The sequence below is a fragment of the Thiopseudomonas sp. SA1F2-1K genome (assembly GCF_057443035.1).
Genome location: NZ_CM172014.1, coordinates 1,849,002 through 1,866,958 on the forward strand (window position 1 = coordinate 1,849,002; position 17,957 = coordinate 1,866,958).

General features: G+C 55.1%; 16 protein-coding genes and 2 pseudogenes. 5 read left to right on the plus strand and 13 right to left on the minus strand.

Annotated elements, in window-relative coordinates:
* The first annotated feature begins 436 nt into the window (after positions 1–436).
* The gene (gene sul2 / locus AC2T15_RS08950) at positions 437–1,252 is read left to right on the plus strand and encodes a sulfonamide-resistant dihydropteroate synthase Sul2 (protein ID WP_001043260.1); all 816 of its coding nucleotides are present in this window, start codon (positions 437–439) and stop codon (positions 1,250–1,252) included.
* Positions 1,253–1,338: 86 nt separating this feature from the next.
* The gene (locus AC2T15_RS08955) at positions 1,339–1,641 is read left to right on the plus strand and encodes a phosphoglucosamine mutase (RefSeq protein WP_000251875.1); all 303 of its coding nucleotides are present in this window, start codon (positions 1,339–1,341) and stop codon (positions 1,639–1,641) included.
* Between the two features lie 175 nt (positions 1,642–1,816).
* Here AC2T15_RS08955 and AC2T15_RS08960 read toward each other — a convergent pair whose 3' ends face one another.
* The 3 genes from AC2T15_RS08960 to AC2T15_RS08970 form a co-directional block, all read right to left on the minus strand.
* Positions 1,817–3,310, minus strand: coding sequence for an IS91-like element ISCR2 family transposase (locus tag AC2T15_RS08960; protein WP_001120888.1), 1,494 nt, complete (start codon positions 3,308–3,310; stop codon positions 1,817–1,819).
* A gap of 210 nt (positions 3,311–3,520) precedes the next feature.
* A complete protein-coding gene (locus AC2T15_RS08965) occupies positions 3,521–3,745 on the minus strand; it encodes a hypothetical protein (RefSeq protein ID WP_000743213.1) in 225 nt (74 codons plus the stop codon).
* Positions 3,742–4,479, minus strand: a complete 738-nt coding sequence (locus AC2T15_RS08970; protein ID WP_001366550.1) for a recombinase family protein — start codon at positions 4,477–4,479, stop codon at positions 3,742–3,744. Before AC2T15_RS08970 ends, AC2T15_RS08965 begins: the two co-directional genes overlap by 4 nt.
* A gap of 16 nt (positions 4,480–4,495) precedes the next feature.
* Here AC2T15_RS08970 and AC2T15_RS08975 point away from each other — a divergent pair.
* Positions 4,496–4,723 (plus strand): annotated as a pseudogene (locus AC2T15_RS08975) (beta-ketoacyl-ACP synthase II); the annotation flags it as partial.
* A gap of 110 nt (positions 4,724–4,833) precedes the next feature.
* Here the strand turns inward: AC2T15_RS08975 and tet(G) are convergent.
* A complete protein-coding gene (gene tet(G), locus AC2T15_RS08980) occupies positions 4,834–6,009 on the minus strand; it encodes a tetracycline efflux MFS transporter Tet(G) (RefSeq protein ID WP_182976597.1) in 1,176 nt (391 codons plus the stop codon).
* Positions 6,010–6,114: 105 nt separating this feature from the next.
* Between tet(G) and AC2T15_RS08985 the strand changes: the two are divergent.
* Positions 6,115–6,258: pseudogene (locus AC2T15_RS08985) on the plus strand (TetR family transcriptional regulator); the annotation flags it as partial.
* Positions 6,259–6,472: 214 nt separating this feature from the next.
* On the opposite strand, the gene AC2T15_RS08990 reads toward AC2T15_RS08985, so the two are convergent.
* The 9 genes from AC2T15_RS08990 to AC2T15_RS09030 form a co-directional block, all read right to left on the minus strand.
* Complete coding sequence (locus AC2T15_RS08990; RefSeq protein WP_001120888.1) at positions 6,473–7,966, minus strand: IS91-like element ISCR2 family transposase; 1,494 nt, start codon at positions 7,964–7,966, stop codon at positions 6,473–6,475.
* A 111-nt stretch (positions 7,967–8,077) separates the two neighbouring features.
* Positions 8,078–8,383: a LysR family transcriptional regulator gene (locus tag AC2T15_RS08995; RefSeq protein ID WP_001255015.1), complete on the minus strand. Its 306-nt coding sequence runs from the start codon at positions 8,381–8,383 to the stop codon at positions 8,078–8,080.
* 27 nt (positions 8,384–8,410) lie between these two features.
* Entirely contained in the window at positions 8,411–9,625 is a 1,215-nt protein-coding gene (gene floR / locus AC2T15_RS09000) for a chloramphenicol/florfenicol efflux MFS transporter FloR (protein ID WP_000214122.1), read from the minus strand.
* A 216-nt stretch (positions 9,626–9,841) separates the two neighbouring features.
* Positions 9,842–10,726, minus strand: a complete 885-nt coding sequence (locus tag AC2T15_RS09005) for a DUF3363 domain-containing protein (protein WP_001447541.1) — start codon at positions 10,724–10,726, stop codon at positions 9,842–9,844.
* Between the two features lie 30 nt (positions 10,727–10,756).
* On the minus strand, positions 10,757–12,256 hold the full coding sequence (locus AC2T15_RS09010) for a transposase (RefSeq protein ID WP_486778096.1): 1,500 nt from the start codon (positions 12,254–12,256) through the stop codon (positions 10,757–10,759).
* Between the two features lie 255 nt (positions 12,257–12,511).
* Positions 12,512–12,964: a GrpB family protein gene (locus AC2T15_RS09015; protein WP_486778097.1), complete on the minus strand. Its 453-nt coding sequence runs from the start codon at positions 12,962–12,964 to the stop codon at positions 12,512–12,514.
* Complete coding sequence (locus AC2T15_RS09020; protein ID WP_165122347.1) at positions 12,964–13,758, minus strand: APH(3') family aminoglycoside O-phosphotransferase; 795 nt, start codon at positions 13,756–13,758, stop codon at positions 12,964–12,966. Before AC2T15_RS09020 ends, AC2T15_RS09015 begins: the two co-directional genes overlap by 1 nt.
* Before the next feature lie 36 nt (positions 13,759–13,794).
* On the minus strand, positions 13,795–14,625 hold the full coding sequence (locus AC2T15_RS09025) for an MATE family efflux transporter (RefSeq protein WP_486778098.1): 831 nt from the start codon (positions 14,623–14,625) through the stop codon (positions 13,795–13,797).
* 338 nt (positions 14,626–14,963) lie between these two features.
* Positions 14,964–16,457: an IS91-like element ISCR2 family transposase gene (locus AC2T15_RS09030; RefSeq protein WP_001120888.1), complete on the minus strand. Its 1,494-nt coding sequence runs from the start codon at positions 16,455–16,457 to the stop codon at positions 14,964–14,966.
* A 213-nt stretch (positions 16,458–16,670) separates the two neighbouring features.
* On the opposite strand from AC2T15_RS09030, the gene AC2T15_RS09035 reads away from it, so the two are divergent.
* Positions 16,671–17,824 (plus strand): IS3 family transposase gene (locus AC2T15_RS09035; protein WP_286597336.1). Its coding sequence is split into 2 segments (ribosomal slippage): positions 16,671–16,917 and positions 16,917–17,824, totalling 1,155 coding nucleotides; the frame shifts between segments, so codons are not numbered across the junction.
* The last annotated feature ends 133 nt before the right edge of the window (positions 17,825–17,957 follow it).

Genomic DNA, 17,957 nt, shown 5'->3' on the forward strand with positions numbered 1-17,957 from the left:
AGGGCAGAAGTTAGGATGGAGGTTATTCTTTGCGGCTATTAAATATTAGAATTTGCAATATAAAAGCCCGCAATTAAGCGGGCTTTAGGATGTTTTAGCTATTTAATGCCTAGCCATGCAGACGTGGCATCACTCCCACTCTATTGTAAACAAGACATTTTTATCTTTTATATTCAATGGCTTATTTTCCTGCTAATTGGTAATACCATGAAAAATACCATGCTCAGAAAAGGCTTAACAATATTTTGAAAAATTGCCTACTGAGCGCTGCCGCACAGCTCCATAGGCCGCTTGCCTGGCTTTGCTTCCAGATGTATGCTCTTCTGCTCCTGCAGCTAATGGATCACCGCAAACAGGTTACTCGCCTGGGGATTCCCTTTCGACCCGAGCATCCGTATGAGACTCATGCTCGATTATTATTATTATAGAAGCCCCCATGAATAAATCGCTCATCATTTTCGGCATCGTCAACATAACCTCGGACAGTTTCTCCGATGGAGGCCGGTATCTGGCGCCAGACGCAGCCATTGCGCAGGCGCGTAAGCTGATGGCCGAGGGGGCAGATGTGATCGACCTCGGTCCGGCATCCAGCAATCCCGACGCCGCGCCTGTTTCGTCCGACACAGAAATCGCGCGTATCGCGCCGGTGCTGGACGCGCTCAAGGCAGATGGCATTCCCGTCTCGCTCGACAGTTATCAACCCGCGACGCAAGCCTATGCCTTGTCGCGTGGTGTGGCCTATCTCAATGATATTCGCGGTTTTCCAGACGCTGCGTTCTATCCGCAATTGGCGAAATCATCTGCCAAACTCGTCGTTATGCATTCGGTGCAAGACGGGCAGGCAGATCGGCGCGAGGCACCCGCTGGCGACATCATGGATCACATTGCGGCGTTCTTTGACGCGCGCATCGCGGCGCTGACGGGTGCCGGTATCAAACGCAACCGCCTTGTCCTTGATCCCGGCATGGGGTTTTTTCTGGGGGCTGCTCCCGAAACCTCGCTCTCGGTGCTGGCGCGGTTCGATGAATTGCGGCTGCGCTTCGATTTGCCGGTGCTTCTGTCTGTTTCGCGCAAATCCTTTCTGCGCGCGCTCACAGGCCGTGGTCCGGGGGATGTCGGGGCCGCGACACTCGCTGCAGAGCTTGCCGCCGCCGCAGGTGGAGCTGACTTCATCCGCACACACGAGCCGCGCCCCTTGCGCGACGGGCTGGCGGTATTGGCGGCGCTGAAAGAAACCGCAAGAATTCGTTAACTGCACATTCGGGATATTTCTCTATATTCGCGGTTCAGCAGGCATGTCCCCTTTGAGGGCGACCCGACGACAGGATAATCGACCTTATGGTGCGCAAATATTTCGGCACAGACGGTATTCGTGGCAAAGCCAACGAAGGCGCGATGACGGCGGAAACCGCCTTGCGCGTCGGCATGGCGGCTGGCCGTGTCTTTCGTCGCGGTGACCACCGCCATCGTGTCGTGATCGGCAAGGATACGCGCCTGTCGGGCTATATGCTTGAACCCGCGCTCACAGCCGGTTTCACCTCGATGGGCATGGACGTATTCCTTTTTGGCCCGCTGCCGACAACGTATAGGAAGAATAAACGCCCTTTTCACCCAAGTCCAACAGCTTTGGACCGCAGTTGACTCTTTCGACACCCCTGCGATGCAACCCAATCCGGCTGACGGGGAGCCAGCAACGCTGAAAATTTACCCTCCTCTTTCCCACTAGCGGCTCCTTTTCCGACAACCAGCACGGCGGATCCCTGCCGCGGCGCTGTGAACGCAGCATTTTGATTGGTATCGTTGGCCTTCAGGCTCGTCAGTCAAACAGACCCAGGAGCAGCTCAGCCGGTGGCGCCCGGCTTTCGGGTAACGCCCTGGTCCCGCTGGTTTCGGCTTTGTGCTTCAGGTGATCAAGGATCTGCTTGATCACTATAGGGTCTTCAATGCAGGCGATGACTTTCATGGCGCCGCCGCAGCCGCTGCAGGTCTCGATGTCGATATTGAAAACACGCTTGAGCCGTTGCGCCCATGTCATCGACGCTCGCCGTTGTGCTGGTGTTGCCGGTTCATCAGCCACCCTGACCTTGTTGCCCCTGCCCCGTTTTGCCGGCGTGACCAACGCCCGGTGCCGACTGTTGGGTGCGAACACCCCGTGGAAGCGGGTTAGGTTGACTCTGGGCTTCGGTACCAGGGCGGCCAGCCTTGCAATGAAATCCAATGGTTCGAAAATGACGTGCGTGGTGCCGTCCCGGTACGGCGTCTTGAGCTGGTAGCGCACGTTGCCGCCTCGTGTTAACGACAGCCGCTTCTCGGATACCGCCGGGCGGCTGATGTACCGGCACAGCCGTTCGAGCTTCTTGCGTTCATCGGCCCTGGCCGCCACGCCGGCGTGCAGGCTGGACCCGGCTACCTTGCCAATCCCGTCACCGAACGGATCACCACTGGTCGGCAGAGTTTGCAAAGTGAACACCTTTCGCCCCGCCTGTGAACCGACAGCGATACGGTAAGTGATCGAGTGCCCCAGCAGGGGTGTCATCGGGTCGTCATCCACCGCATCCGAGGCCAGATAGCTGTTTTCGACATCCCGTTCCAGCAGGCCTTGCCGTTCCAGATAGCGACCCACCCGGTGGGCGATGGTGTGCGTCAGCTGGGTGAGCTCTGGGCTGGTCGGCGCCTTGACCCAGCGGAAACGCGCTGAGCCGTGGGATTGCTCGACATACACACCGTCGAGAAACAGCATGTGGAAGTGAACATTCAGATTGAGCGCCGATCCAAAACGCTGGATCAGGGTGACCGCGCCCGTCTTGGCCACTTGGTGGGTATGGCCCGCTTTCTTGACCAGGTGCGTGGCAATGACGCGGTAAACGATGCCCAGCACCCACCCCATGATCTCGGGCCGGCTGGCAAACAGGAAACGCAGCTGAAACGGGAAGCTCAACACCCACTGACGCATGGGTTGTTCAGGCAGTACTTCATCAACCAGCAAGGCGGCACTTTCGGCCATCCGCCGCGCCCCACAGCTCGGGCAGAAACCGCGACGCTTACAGCTGAAAGCGACCAGGTGCTCGGCGTGGCAAGACTCGCAGCGAACCCGTAGAAAGCCATGCTCCAGCCGCCCGCATTGGAGAAATTCTTCAAATTCCCGTTGCACATAGCCCGGCAATTCCTTTCCCTGCTCTGCCATAAGCGCAGCGAATGCCGGGTAATACTCGTCAACGATCTGATAGAGAAGGGTTTGCTCGGGTCGGTGGCTCTGGTAACGACCAGTATCCCGATCCCGGCTGGCCGTCCTGGCCGCCACATGAGGCATGTTCCGCGTCCTTGCAATACTGTGTTTACATACAGTCTATCGCTTAGCGGAAAGTTCTTTTACCCTCAGCCGAAATGCCTGCCGTTGCTAGACATTGCCAGCCAGTGCCCGTCACTCCCACTCGATTGTAAACAAGCACACAAAACCCTTTAGTGACAACAATTTGCAAGAACTATCAGGCTCAGTGCCATGAAAAATACCATGACCAGATCATGAGGTTGAACACGGCTTGCGCCGGCAGCGTTCACGCTCCTGGTCGGCGATCTCGCCCGGCTGCAATGCTAGCTCAGCATCGGTCATGCGCTCCAGCACGTCGCGTAGGCGGATGGTGCAAGGAATGGGCGGCAGCTCGAACTCATAGCCGCCGGCGATCATTTCGGCCGCAATCTCCTCGGTGATGAAAAACGGCTCGTCGTCTTGGTTCGGCTTCTTCATGCCCTTTCCTCCTGGCGCTCATCCTGGCCGACAGCGGCCAGGGCATCGGCTTCCGTCAATGCGTCCTCCACGAACGCGCCGTGCTGCTTCGCTTCGGCCTGGCTGACCTCGGCCCATATCCGTTTCACCTGGGCCGCACTGTACCCGGCCAGCTCGGCGGTCTTGTTGATGCTGTAGCCGGACTTGCGCAGCGCGACAACTTGGGCGCGGCGCTTCGGATCAGCACGGCGGCCCTTGTACCGCCCGGCCTGGCGGGCCAACTCAATGCCTTGGCGCTGGCGTTCGCGCCTGTCCTCGTAGTCGTCGCGGGCCATCTGCAAGGCCAGGCGAAAAAGCATGATCTGCACGGCTTCCAGCACGATCTTGGCGACGCCCTGGGCCTCGGCCGCCAGGTCGGATAGATCGACCACGCCAGGGACGGCCAGGCGTGCGCCTTTGGCCTGTATCGAGGCCACCAGGCGCTCGGCCTCGGGCAAAGGTAGGCGGCTGATGCGGTCGATCTTCTCGGCAATGACCACCTCGCCGGGCTGTAGGTCGCCGATCATGCGCAGCAGCTCAGGCCGGTCGGCGCGTGCGCCGGATGCCTTCTCACGGTAGATGCCGGCGACGTAGTAGCCGGCGGCCTTCGCGGCCGTAGTGATCGCCTCTTGGCGTTCCAAGTCCTGCGCGTCGGTGCTGACGCGCAGATAGACCCGCGCCACCATCGGCGCGGCTACTGGCTTCGTCCTGCGCATACTTGCGGGCTCCTTTGGGCATACTCAAATGGCCGCAGGCGGCATTGAAGCGATTTTCACGATACTCGCCCTACGGGATCAAGTCGCTCCCCCAACGAGGAATTTAGAAAATCCCGATCCTGTTGCCGCAGGTATCGACCTAGTTCACCAATCTGCGCGGCCCATTCTCATGGAACATGCCATTTCCAACGGATTCGGCTTTGGCGGCGTTAATGCAAGTGTCGCTTTCCGGCGATGGCAGTAACCGTATTCATCTCGGACGGAGCTTCCCAACCACTATTGCGCGATCAATTCTGCGAGGAATCTGCAAGGGATTTCGCCCAATCCTACGCATGCCAACTCGCCGTGACTTAATCACAGTGACGTTGCGAAAGGTCTGCGCAGTATTGGCAAGCACATTACATAAAGAAACGCACCGACAACCCAAACCCAACCGTTCCATGCTCCGGCGGTGGCAGAATAGAGTGCCGTGAAGCTAAGCGGTCCCGCGATGGCGCTTAAATTGGTGAGGCTCGTAAGCGTTCCCTGCAAGGCTCCCTGCTTGTTGTTGCTGACATTATTCGAAAGCATTGCCTGCAAGGCCGGCATGCCGACACCCCCGGCGGCAAGCAGCAACAGAACCGGAAACACCATCCATCCCTGTGTGACAAAAGCCAGAAGAATGAAGCCAGTCGCATCCGCAGCCATGCCAAACAGCAGCGTGCGCCGTTCCCCAAGTCGGCTTGAAAGAGGGCCGGTAACAAACGCTTGAAAAATCGCATGTGTTGCTCCAAACGCCGCGAGCGACAAGCCAACGGTCGTGGTGTTCCACTGAAAACGGTCCTCGCCATAGATGACCCATAGGGCCGCAGGCACCTGGCCGATCAGTTGAATAATGAAGAAAACTGCGAAAAGCGCAGCTAGCCCGCGCAATGCATCATCCAGCCGGAACAGAACGAATGGTTTGATGCGAACCGGCTTTCCGGTCGCGCCATGGCTGTGATTAGTCTCCTTGAGAAAAATGCAGGCAAGCAGGAACGCGAAACCGTTGAGAAGGGCGGCGGCGATAAACGGAGCATGGGCAGAAATACTGCCGAGCATGCCACCAAGTGCTGGCCCGGCAATCATGCCTGCTCCATAACAGGCCCCCATGTAGCCAAACCAGCGTGCGCGAGAACCTTCCCCCGTCGAATCGGCAATGGTTGAGGCAGCTACGGCTCCGGTTGCGCCCGTGACGCCGGAGATGAGTCGGCCGATATAAAGCACCCACAGGACCGGCGCAGATGCCATGATCGTGTAATCGACTGCGGCTCCCGCAAGAGAAGCCAGAAGCACCGGACGCCGACCGTAAGCATCCGAAAGTTGTCCAAGCAGGGGCGCGAAGACGACCTGCATCAACGCATAGAGCGACAGCAAGGCACCATAGTGACCAGCGACCTGCTCTGCTGGCACAAGCTCGCGCAGAAGCGTCGGAAGGACGGGCATGATGAGGCCGAGACCCATGGCGTCGAGACCCACGATCAGCAGGGCAATGATGGCAGAGCTGCGCACCTGAAACTCCAGTGCCGCTCAAGCGCGAGCGACTTTATCAACGATAAGGATATGGACATATAACTTATCGATGATAAATTGTCAAGCACTAGCGAAGGAATGTGAATGACCAAACTGGACAAGGGCACCGTGATCGCTGCGGCGCTGGAGCTGCTGAACGAGGTTGGCATGGACAACCTGACGACGCGAAAGCTCGCTGAACGCCTCAAGGTTCAGCAGCCTGCGCTTACGTATAGGAAGAATAAACGCCCTTTTCACCCAAGTCCAACAGCTTTGGACCGCAGTTGACTCTTTCGACACCCCTGCGATGCAACCCAATCCGGCTGCCGGGGAGCCAGCAACGCTGAAAATTTACCCTCCTCTTTCCCACTAGCGGCTCCTTTTCCGACAACCAGCACGGCGGATCCCTGCCGCGGCGCTGTGAACGCAGCATTTTGATTGGTATCGTTGGCCTTCAGGCTCGTCAGTCAAACAGACCCAGGAGCAGCTCAGCCGGTGGCGCCCGGCTTTCGGGTAACGCCCTGGTCCCGCTGGTTTCGGCTTTGTGCTTCAGGTGATCAAGGATCTGCTTGATCACTATAGGGTCTTCAATGCAGGCGATGACTTTCATGGCGCCGCCGCAGCCGCTGCAGGTCTCGATGTCGATATTGAAAACACGCTTGAGCCGTTGCGCCCATGTCATCGACGCTCGCCGTTGTGCTGGTGTTGCCGGTTCATCAGCCACCCTGACCTTGTTGCCCCTGCCCCGTTTTGCCGGCGTGACCAACGCCCGGTGCCGACTGTTGGGTGCGAACACCCCGTGGAAGCGGGTTAGGTTGACTCTGGGCTTCGGTACCAGGGCGGCCAGCCTTGCAATGAAATCCAATGGTTCGAAAATGACGTGCGTGGTGCCGTCCCGGTACGGCGTCTTGAGCTGGTAGCGCACGTTGCCGCCTCGTGTTAACGACAGCCGCTTCTCGGATACCGCCGGGCGGCTGATGTACCGGCACAGCCGTTCGAGCTTCTTGCGTTCATCGGCCCTGGCCGCCACGCCGGCGTGCAGGCTGGACCCGGCTACCTTGCCAATCCCGTCACCGAACGGATCACCACTGGTCGGCAGAGTTTGCAAAGTGAACACCTTTCGCCCCGCCTGTGAACCGACAGCGATACGGTAAGTGATCGAGTGCCCCAGCAGGGGTGTCATCGGGTCGTCATCCACCGCATCCGAGGCCAGATAGCTGTTTTCGACATCCCGTTCCAGCAGGCCTTGCCGTTCCAGATAGCGACCCACCCGGTGGGCGATGGTGTGCGTCAGCTGGGTGAGCTCTGGGCTGGTCGGCGCCTTGACCCAGCGGAAACGCGCTGAGCCGTGGGATTGCTCGACATACACACCGTCGAGAAACAGCATGTGGAAGTGAACATTCAGATTGAGCGCCGATCCAAAACGCTGGATCAGGGTGACCGCGCCCGTCTTGGCCACTTGGTGGGTATGGCCCGCTTTCTTGACCAGGTGCGTGGCAATGACGCGGTAAACGATGCCCAGCACCCACCCCATGATCTCGGGCCGGCTGGCAAACAGGAAACGCAGCTGAAACGGGAAGCTCAACACCCACTGACGCATGGGTTGTTCAGGCAGTACTTCATCAACCAGCAAGGCGGCACTTTCGGCCATCCGCCGCGCCCCACAGCTCGGGCAGAAACCGCGACGCTTACAGCTGAAAGCGACCAGGTGCTCGGCGTGGCAAGACTCGCAGCGAACCCGTAGAAAGCCATGCTCCAGCCGCCCGCATTGGAGAAATTCTTCAAATTCCCGTTGCACATAGCCCGGCAATTCCTTTCCCTGCTCTGCCATAAGCGCAGCGAATGCCGGGTAATACTCGTCAACGATCTGATAGAGAAGGGTTTGCTCGGGTCGGTGGCTCTGGTAACGACCAGTATCCCGATCCCGGCTGGCCGTCCTGGCCGCCACATGAGGCATGTTCCGCGTCCTTGCAATACTGTGTTTACATACAGTCTATCGCTTAGCGGAAAGTTCTTTTACCCTCAGCCGAAATGCCTGCCGTTGCTAGACATTGCCAGCCAGTGCCCGTCACTCCGCGGTCTTCACTGCGTGATCGAGTTGATCGACACCCGCCGTGACACGCTCCATGAAGTGCCTGCCTGCGTCTGTTAGCCGAACGCCCCGCGCATGGCGCTCAAATAGCAGGACACCAAGGTTATCCTCCAGCGCTTTCACACGCGCGCTGACGCTCGACTGGCTGATACCAAGTGCCTTGGCCGCATGCCGAAAATTCAGATGCTCGGCGACGGCGATGAACTGAACAAGGGAAATGAGCGGTATCCTGCCAGACAGGATACCGACATTCACGAGGTTTCGATGGTTAGTGCGCCGCATCGGAGCGGGCCTGCTACCAGTCGTCGGTTAGACGACTGGCGACTTCTCGGTGGCAGCCCCACGGAGCCGAAGGAGCACCAGCCCCAACGAAACCAGTACCGCCATCGCCGTGGCGTAACAGATCACGGGCCACGCTGTGTCACCGTTTAAAAGTGCCACCGCCAATGTCCCGACAATGCTGACTATCAGGCTTTGAACGCAGAAGTAGAACGCGACCGCTGATCCCGCGATGTCGTCGAACTCTGCCAAAGCGCCGTTCGCGGTAACGGACACCGTGAAGACAATACCGACCGCGACAACCCACATCGGTAGGATGAAGGTGAGGAATGACGGCGAGCCGTAAAGTTCGCCGATCCCCAACAGGACCGCTCCGCAAACAAGCAACGCCATCCCACGCGCCACGCATCCTGCGATGCCCCATCTGGCGACAAAGGACTTCGCGAAACGGGTTGTCACGATCATTACAAGCGCGACAGTGGCGAAGGCAAAGCTGAATCCGATCTCGGAATATTCCGCTTGGCCTATGAGCACACGGGGAGCCGTCGAGAAGAAGACGAAGTAGGTGCCCATACCGGCGCTAAAGCCGACAGTGTAAACCCAAAAAGCCGGACTCGCGAAGATCGGCAAGACAGATCGGCGCGTCTTGACTTGATCCAGAGGGCGGGTTTCGTGCCACCTGAAACCCGCATTTAGGAGTGCGAGCATCGCCAGTATAGCCAAAGTAATGAATATCGCCTGCCATCCCAAGAACTCGCCGATCAATACTCCGGCGATAGGGCCGAGCGCAGGCACGAACGCCAGCATCGAACTGAAAAGGCCGTAGATGACGACACCCTCAGGACGGTTGGCATAAACGTCGCGAACCGTCGCGAACGTCGCCACCAGCATGGCCGACGCGCCCACTGCTTGAAGTAGACGGAAAGCGACAAAGGCCGGTGCAGTTGAAGACCAAGCTGCTCCCAGAGACGCAATGACGAAAGCCGTTGCGCCCGCAAGTAGAATTGGCCGTCGCCCGATTCTGTCTGAGAGCGGACCAAAAATCACCTGGCCCACGCCGAGCATCACCATATAGAGGCTCAACGTGAGTTGGATCATAGCGGGCGTCGTGTTCAGGATGCCGGGCATCGCTGGAACGACAGGGAGATAAATATCCATCGCCAGTGAAGCGAGGATGTCGAAAGGAGCCATCAGCAGCAGTGCTGCCGGCAGCGTATAGGCCCACGCGGGGCGTGTGGTGGTCATAACGAATCAACCCTCGATTAAGGAATACCGGGCGACGTCTGCTCGTCAGCAATCAGATGAGACTAGCCTTACAGAGCGCCGCAACAACAATACTGGTTGTTGCGGCTTACTTGTCTGCTGACTTGGAATTTCCCATCTGATTACTCCACGCTTACGAATATGAATTGCTACATTTTATCCGATTATCTTTTGCTTCGCAATGCGGCATGGGCGCACTCAGCGTTCCAGCCCCCTCTGCCGCCCTAACTGCCACGACACCGACCCGCCCTGCACGATGCCCATAACCTCGCGGCCGAGTTGGCGGTCGATGATCGGCCGCCACGGGACAAGGGTGAACTCATGGGATTTCTCGACCACGGCGAACTTGCCGCTCGATAGATGCACGGTTCCGGTAAACTTGCCGCTGACGCTCTCGCCGTCCGTGGCGGCGCGGAACGGCAGGCCCTTACTCAAAGCCATATCCGATCCGACGCCGGCTACCTCGCGCTCCCGCAGGATGGCGAGAAGGTTGCGCCGGTAGAAGACGCGGCTGTCCCGGCTGCGGGTGGCGTCGCCCTGTTCGATATGGTGCTCGCGGCGCTGGTCCATGGCTTCGCGGACTTGTTGCCCGAAGCCGGTTGGCGCAAGGTCGGCCGTCTCGCCGTGGATCAGCCGCCGGTCCAGCCAGGTCGCGCCGTCCGATCCGATCTGTTTGTTCAGATCGACCGGGGAAAGGACGCGAACGCTGGCCTGACTGTCTCGGCCGGCGTCATGGGCGGCGGCACGGCTGACCAGATCATCGGGGATGCGCCATTGGTCGGCGTCGATCCGCTCGACGATACCGGCCCGGCGTAGCGCCTCCAGCCGGCGCACATGGGCATCGACATAGCCCTCATAGTCGCCGCCTGGAACGCGGCACGTATAGGAAGAATAAACGCCCTTTTCACCCAAGTCCAACAGCTTTGGACCGCAGTTGACTCTTTCGACACCCCTGCGATGCAACCCAATCCGGCTGACGGGGAGCCAGCAACGCTGAAAATTTACCCTCCTCTTTCCCACTAGCGGCTCCTTTTCCGACAACCAGCACGGCGGATCCCTGCCGCGGCGCTGTGAACGCAGCATTTTGATTGGTATCGTTGGCCTTCAGGCTCGTCAGTCAAACAGACCCAGGAGCAGCTCAGCCGGTGGCGCCCGGCTTTCGGGTAACGCCCTGGTCCCGCTGGTTTCGGCTTTGTGCTTCAGGTGATCAAGGATCTGCTTGATCACTATAGGGTCTTCAATGCAGGCGATGACTTTCATGGCGCCGCCGCAGCCGCTGCAGGTCTCGATGTCGATATTGAAAACACGCTTGAGCCGTTGCGCCCATGTCATCGACGCTCGCCGTTGTGCTGGTGTTGCCGGTTCATCAGCCACCCTGACCTTGTTGCCCCTGCCCCGTTTTGCCGGCGTGACCAACGCCCGGTGCCGACTGTTGGGTGCGAACACCCCGTGGAAGCGGGTTAGGTTGACTCTGGGCTTCGGTACCAGGGCGGCCAGCCTTGCAATGAAATCCAATGGTTCGAAAATGACGTGCGTGGTGCCGTCCCGGTACGGCGTCTTGAGCTGGTAGCGCACGTTGCCGCCTCGTGTTAACGACAGCCGCTTCTCGGATACCGCCGGGCGGCTGATGTACCGGCACAGCCGTTCGAGCTTCTTGCGTTCATCGGCCCTGGCCGCCACGCCGGCGTGCAGGCTGGACCCGGCTACCTTGCCAATCCCGTCACCAAACTGATCTTCCGGGTCGCAGGCGGGCAGTGTCTGCAGGGTGAACACCTTGCGCCCTGCCTGTGGCCCCACGGCGATGCGATACGTGATGGAATGCCCCAGCAGTGGAGTCATCGCATCTTCATCCACCGCATCCAAGGCCAGGTAACTGTTTTCAGCATCCCGCTCCAGTAGGCCTTGCCGCTCCAAATAGCGGCCGACCCGATGGGCGATGGTGTGCGCCAGTTGGGTGAGTTCGGCGCTGGTCGGCGCCCTGACCCAGAGGAACCGGGCTGTTCCATTGGGACGCTCAACGTACACGCCATCGAGGAACAGCATGTGAAAGTGAATGTTGAGGTTCAGTGCACTGCCGAAGCGCTGGATCAGGGTGACGGCACCGGTCTTGGCCGCTTGGTGGGTATAGCCCGCTTTCTTGACCAGATGCGTGGCGATGACGCGGTAAACGATGCCCAACACCCGGCCCATGACCTCCGGCCGGCTGGCGAACAGAAAGCGCAATTGAAAGGGAAAGCTGAGTACCCATTGGCGCATGGGCTGTACGGGCAGAACCTCATCGACCAGTAGCGCGGCGCTTTCGGCCATACGCCGTGCGCCACAACTAGGACAGAAGCCCCGACGTTTGCAGCTGAACGCAACCAGGTGCTCAGCGTGACACGACTCACAACGCACCCGCAGAAAGCCGTGTTCGAGACGGCCGCATTTGAGGTAGGCGTCAAACTCGCGTTGCACATAACCGGGCAGTTCCCTGCCCTGCGCCGCCAAATGGGCAGCGAACGTCGGGTAGTATTCTTCGACGATCCGATAGAGCAGGGTTTGCTCGGGCCGGTGACGCTGGTAACGACCAGTGTTCTCGTCCCGGCTGGCCATCCTGGCCGCCACTTGGGGCATGATCCGCATCCTTGCGATACTGTGTTTTTATACAGTTTATCGCTCAGCTGCGAGATATTGAAGTCTCAGCTGTGATGCCAGCCAGTGCCAGACATTGCCTGTGAGTGCCAGTCACTCCCACTCGATTGTAAATGAGTGCATATTTCTATTTATTTTCAAACAGTTACAAAGAAGCATATTCACAATACCATCAAAAATACCATGCTCAGAAATTTCTTGTAAAAAAATTTATTTTGAGCGGATAAATGCGCCATTTTACGGCGTATGCAAGTGGCGATAATATTCAGGACAATCCTTACCAAATACATGCAAATTCACCATAGGATGGTGCAATTTCAGCATACGATGCTGATACCACGATGGTTCACGAATCGTCAGCTCATAACCCAATGCTTCCAAAGCTAGAAGATAAGATGCTTCATCTTCAGGATTTTCTACAATCAAATCAATATCAATGATTGGTTTAGCGGCTAAGCCTTCAACTGCTGTTGATCCAACATGATCAATTGATAATACTAAATCACCCAAAGCACTCTTAATCAAAGATTTTTGTACGCTAAATCGTGCAAGCCAATCAGGATCATGCGCGACTATTTCAATATGTACTTGCTCAGGTTTACCTTTCACCCAAGGATTTTCATTAGGATCGCCTTCTTCAAAAATATAAATAGCCGCTTTTTGTTGTTGTGTTAATCGATTTTTTAACATTAGAACAATTCATCCAATAAAATGTAATAGCGAATCTTTTCCCAATCAGGTGTGATATTCAACTTCTCAAACAGCATATTGGGATCAAAATTTGGGTAAGCCATTCCGCCGTTATATCGTCCATCAAAATTATGCAATAAACTGCGATAGCACAATGCAATATCCTGATAACGATCAGCAATACCACTTCGGCCTAAATCAATAAAACCACTGATCTCACCTTGATCGATAAAGATATTGGGCAAACAGAAATCACCATGAGAAAAAACGAGATCTTCCTCAGGCTGATTTTGTTTCAACCATTCTAGTAATGCTTTGGGTGACGAAAAACCATTCTCACCATAAGTACCCGCTTCTGCATCATCCATATCACACAAACCATGTTCCACATTGTATTCTGCATGCTTTAATTTCTGCGACAATGTCGCATCATAAGGACAATGCTCAATCGGAATATTCCATAACATTTGTAGCGCTTGCACCAACATTTCCACCAATGATTCAGGTTGTTTTAACCAAAAATCAGAGCATGCATATTCACCTTTTAACTTTTCCATTAAAAGATAATGATGTTCTTCATGCTCCATGGCTTTAACAATATTTGGTAATGGTAATTGACCTTGTAACCATTGATACATTTGATGTTCACGCTGAGCTTCAGCAGTAGATTTTTCAACCTTCAAGACCAAATCTTCATAAAACATCACATTAGCATTCGACATGCCAACATTATCAATTCGATAAGTGCGATCGCCCAAATGTTCACGAATATTAATGGGTAAATTGTTTATCATTTTTTTGATCCTTGATTAAGGTAATAACAATATCATTTATATCTTTCTGTTCACGATGCTGACTAACTTTAATCCGATGAAAACTGTCAACGTTTCTGCCACAACACTGGTTAGCCAAATGCCATCAATGCCAAATATCCGTGGGAAAATTGCAATACCAATCAAAACAAACACTAAGCTATGTAATGCAGCAATGATGAGAGAATATTTAGCCGCACCTAAAGCTGTAAAATATGCAGTAATCAAAATATTCAGCCCAATGACTAAAAAGACAAATGCATAAATGTGTAAACCTTGCGTTGCTAATTGTGCAACTTCACCATTCATGTCATCAAAGAAGATATGAACAATTTCTCTACCAAATATCTGTAACACAGCAAAAACTGTCACGCCAATTACGCTGTTAATGATCGCAACAAAATATAGAATTCGCTTCACACGATCTTTTTGATTCGCACCATAGTTATAACTCAGCACGGGGATTAAACCATCTGAAATGCCTAAGAAAATTAAAATCCCTGTGAATTCAATATAACTGATGGCAGTAAAAGCAGATACACCTGTTGCACCAATCATTTTCACAACTGTAAGATTGATCACCAAAATCGTAATCGCAGCAGCCAATTCCGTAACACCTTCTGAAAGCCCGTTATAGCTAGATTGAGCCAATAAACGATAATCAAATCGTCCTTTCAACATCGAAATTTCTCTCTTATTTGAAAAGGTGATTGTGCTAGAAATTAACATGCTAATGGTAAATGCAAGCCCTGTTGCGATGCTTGTGCCCATAATGCCGAGCTTTAATTCAATGACAAAATACAAGCTCAATGCAATATTCAAGATCACTGCAATGAGCATAATGGCCATGGAACTCTTGGGATAACCCATAGATTTCAGCATAGCATCATTATAAAAACAGAGCGTAATTGGCAATATGAATGGTGCTAAACCTTTCAAATAATCCAATGAAACGTATAGGAAGAATAAACGCCCTTTTCACCCAAGTCCAACAGCTTTGGACCGCAGTTGACTCTTTCGACACCCCTGCGATGCAACCCAATCCGGCTGACGGGGAGCCAGCAACGCTGAAAATTTACCCTCCTCTTTCCCACTAGCGGCTCCTTTTCCGACAACCAGCACGGCGGATCCCTGCCGCGGCGCTGTGAACGCAGCATTTTGATTGGTATCGTTGGCCTTCAGGCTCGTCAGTCAAACAGACCCAGGAGCAGCTCAGCCGGTGGCGCCCGGCTTTCGGGTAACGCCCTGGTCCCGCTGGTTTCGGCTTTGTGCTTCAGGTGATCAAGGATCTGCTTGATCACTATAGGGTCTTCAATGCAGGCGATGACTTTCATGGCGCCGCCGCAGCCGCTGCAGGTCTCGATGTCGATATTGAAAACACGCTTGAGCCGTTGCGCCCATGTCATCGACGCTCGCCGTTGTGCTGGTGTTGCCGGTTCATCAGCCACCCTGACCTTGTTGCCCCTGCCCCGTTTTGCCGGCGTGACCAACGCCCGGTGCCGACTGTTGGGTGCGAACACCCCGTGGAAGCGGGTTAGGTTGACTCTGGGCTTCGGTACCAGGGCGGCCAGCCTTGCAATGAAATCCAATGGTTCGAAAATGACGTGCGTGGTGCCGTCCCGGTACGGCGTCTTGAGCTGGTAGCGCACGTTGCCGCCTCGTGTTAACGACAGCCGCTTCTCGGATACCGCCGGGCGGCTGATGTACCGGCACAGCCGTTCGAGCTTCTTGCGTTCATCGGCCCTGGCCGCCACGCCGGCGTGCAGGCTGGACCCGGCTACCTTGCCAATCCCGTCACCGAACGGATCACCACTGGTCGGCAGAGTTTGCAAAGTGAACACCTTTCGCCCCGCCTGTGAACCGACAGCGATACGGTAAGTGATCGAGTGCCCCAGCAGGGGTGTCATCGGGTCGTCATCCACCGCATCCGAGGCCAGATAGCTGTTTTCGACATCCCGTTCCAGCAGGCCTTGCCGTTCCAGATAGCGACCCACCCGGTGGGCGATGGTGTGCGTCAGCTGGGTGAGCTCTGGGCTGGTCGGCGCCTTGACCCAGCGGAAACGCGCTGAGCCGTGGGATTGCTCGACATACACACCGTCGAGAAACAGCATGTGGAAGTGAACATTCAGATTGAGCGCCGATCCAAAACGCTGGATCAGGGTGACCGCGCCCGTCTTGGCCACTTGGTGGGTATGGCCCGCTTTCTTGACCAGGTGCGTGGCAATGACGCGGTAAACGATGCCCAGCACCCACCCCATGATCTCGGGCCGGCTGGCAAACAGGAAACGCAGCTGAAACGGGAAGCTCAACACCCACTGACGCATGGGTTGTTCAGGCAGTACTTCATCAACCAGCAAGGCGGCACTTTCGGCCATCCGCCGCGCCCCACAGCTCGGGCAGAAACCGCGACGCTTACAGCTGAAAGCGACCAGGTGCTCGGCGTGGCAAGACTCGCAGCGAACCCGTAGAAAGCCATGCTCCAGCCGCCCGCATTGGAGAAATTCTTCAAATTCCCGTTGCACATAGCCCGGCAATTCCTTTCCCTGCTCTGCCATAAGCGCAGCGAATGCCGGGTAATACTCGTCAACGATCTGATAGAGAAGGGTTTGCTCGGGTCGGTGGCTCTGGTAACGACCAGTATCCCGATCCCGGCTGGCCGTCCTGGCCGCCACATGAGGCATGTTCCGCGTCCTTGCAATACTGTGTTTAGCAAAAATGCAAGCCGATGAACAACTCGCGATGGCAACAGCTAAAAAATTGGTAGAACAAAAACGCCAAATTGAAAAACAATGTTCTAAATAAATCCACCACTCGCACAAATCCCCCCTTGATAAGGCCTGACTAACCCCGACACTTTTTATGGTAAAAAGATGAACAACTATAAGGGGTTAAATATGAGCAAAGGCTACCGTTATTCAGATGAGTTTAAGCAAGAAGCTGTCAACCAAGTGACCGTCCATGGTTATGCTGTTGTAGACGTTGCTACGCGCTTAGGCATCAGTGATAAGACGCTGTACAACTGGATTAAGATCTTTTCCAAACCGGTTAAAAAACGACTGGAAGATAATGATTTACAGGCTGAGATTGCCCGTTTAAAGCGCGAACTGAAGCGTGTTGAGCAAGAGCGCAACATCTTAAAGGAGGCCGCCGTGTTCTTTGCCAGCGAGTCAAAGAACGGTACGCGTTCATAAAATCTCGTCGCCACCGTTATCCTGTGCGCTTGCTTTGCAAAGTGATGCGTGTTCATCACAGCAGCTATTACGCTTGGGTTAAAACGCCAGAGAGCAAGCGATGCAAGGATGATCAGCGCTTATTGCCTCTGGTTAAACACTATTGGCTGGCAAGCGGTGGGCACTATGGCTATCGCAACATCCATCTTGATCTTGCTGAGGCTGGTATCAAATGTGGGCGCGATCGAATACTGAGATTAATGCGATTGGCGCAGATTTGTGCGCAACGCGGTTATAAAAGACCTAAAGGTTACTATAGTGGTAAGCCTGATATCACAGCACCAAACACGCTCGACCGTGCTTTTAATGTGTCTGCACCTAACCAGTGGTGGGTCAGCGATATCACCTATATTCATACCCAGGAAGGCTTCTTGTTCTTGGCTGTAGTCATGGACTTGTTCGCACGCAGCATTGTTGGCTGGTCGATGTCTGAGCGGATGACTGACACTCTGGTTCAAGATGCTTTAATGGCTGCTTACTGGCGTCGTAAGCCCGGAGACACTGTGCGGCTGCATTCGGATCAAGGCTCTCAATACAGCAGCCGTGATTTTAGGAGGTTGCTCAGCTCACTTAATATGGAAGCTAGCATGAGCCGCAGAGGCAATTGTTGGGATAATGCAGTTGCTGAAAGTTTCTTTGGCAACCTTAAAAAAGAAAAAATACGCCGCCATAAGTACAAAACACGGGAAGAAGCAAAGCGGGCTATATTTCATTACATCGAGATGTTTTACAATCCAAAACGCAGGCACACGCACAATCAGCGGGTGTCACCAATGAACTATGAAAAACAGTACTTTATGAATCAAAAAAGTGTCTGAGAAAGTCAGGCCTTATCAAACAAAACCTGCGGAAGAAAGGCTAGATGACCTAATGAACGTATAGGAAGAATAAACGCCCTTTTCACCCAAGTCCAACAGCTTTGGACCGCAGTTGACTCTTTCGACACCCCTG

Bases quoted from the DNA above. Each gene is read 5' to 3' on its own strand.
- sul2 (WP_001043260.1), top strand. From the start codon at position 437: ATGAATAAATCGCTCATCATTTTCGGCATCGTCAACATAACCTCGGAC.
- AC2T15_RS08955 (WP_000251875.1), top strand. From the start codon at position 1,339: ATGGTGCGCAAATATTTCGGCACAGACGGTATTCGTGGCAAAGCCAAC.
- AC2T15_RS08960 (WP_001120888.1), bottom strand. From the start codon at position 3,310: ATGCCTCATGTGGCGGCCAGGACGGCCAGCCGGGATCGGGATACTGGT.
- AC2T15_RS08965 (WP_000743213.1), bottom strand. From the start codon at position 3,745: ATGAAGAAGCCGAACCAAGACGACGAGCCGTTTTTCATCACCGAGGAG.
- AC2T15_RS08970 (WP_001366550.1), bottom strand. From the start codon at position 4,479: ATGCGCAGGACGAAGCCAGTAGCCGCGCCGATGGTGGCGCGGGTCTAT.
- AC2T15_RS08990 (WP_001120888.1), bottom strand. From the start codon at position 7,966: ATGCCTCATGTGGCGGCCAGGACGGCCAGCCGGGATCGGGATACTGGT.
- AC2T15_RS08995 (WP_001255015.1), bottom strand. From the start codon at position 8,383: ATGCGGCGCACTAACCATCGAAACCTCGTGAATGTCGGTATCCTGTCT.
- floR (WP_000214122.1), bottom strand. From the start codon at position 9,625: ATGACCACCACACGCCCCGCGTGGGCCTATACGCTGCCGGCAGCACTG.
- AC2T15_RS09005 (WP_001447541.1), bottom strand. From the start codon at position 10,726: ATGCTGCGTTCACAGCGCCGCGGCAGGGATCCGCCGTGCTGGTTGTCG.
- AC2T15_RS09010 (WP_486778096.1), bottom strand. From the start codon at position 12,256: ATGCCCCAAGTGGCGGCCAGGATGGCCAGCCGGGACGAGAACACTGGT.
- AC2T15_RS09015 (WP_486778097.1), bottom strand. From the start codon at position 12,964: ATGTTAAAAAATCGATTAACACAACAACAAAAAGCGGCTATTTATATT.
- AC2T15_RS09020 (WP_165122347.1), bottom strand. From the start codon at position 13,758: ATGATAAACAATTTACCCATTAATATTCGTGAACATTTGGGCGATCGC.
- AC2T15_RS09025 (WP_486778098.1), bottom strand. From the start codon at position 14,625: ATGGCCATTATGCTCATTGCAGTGATCTTGAATATTGCATTGAGCTTG.
- AC2T15_RS09030 (WP_001120888.1), bottom strand. From the start codon at position 16,457: ATGCCTCATGTGGCGGCCAGGACGGCCAGCCGGGATCGGGATACTGGT.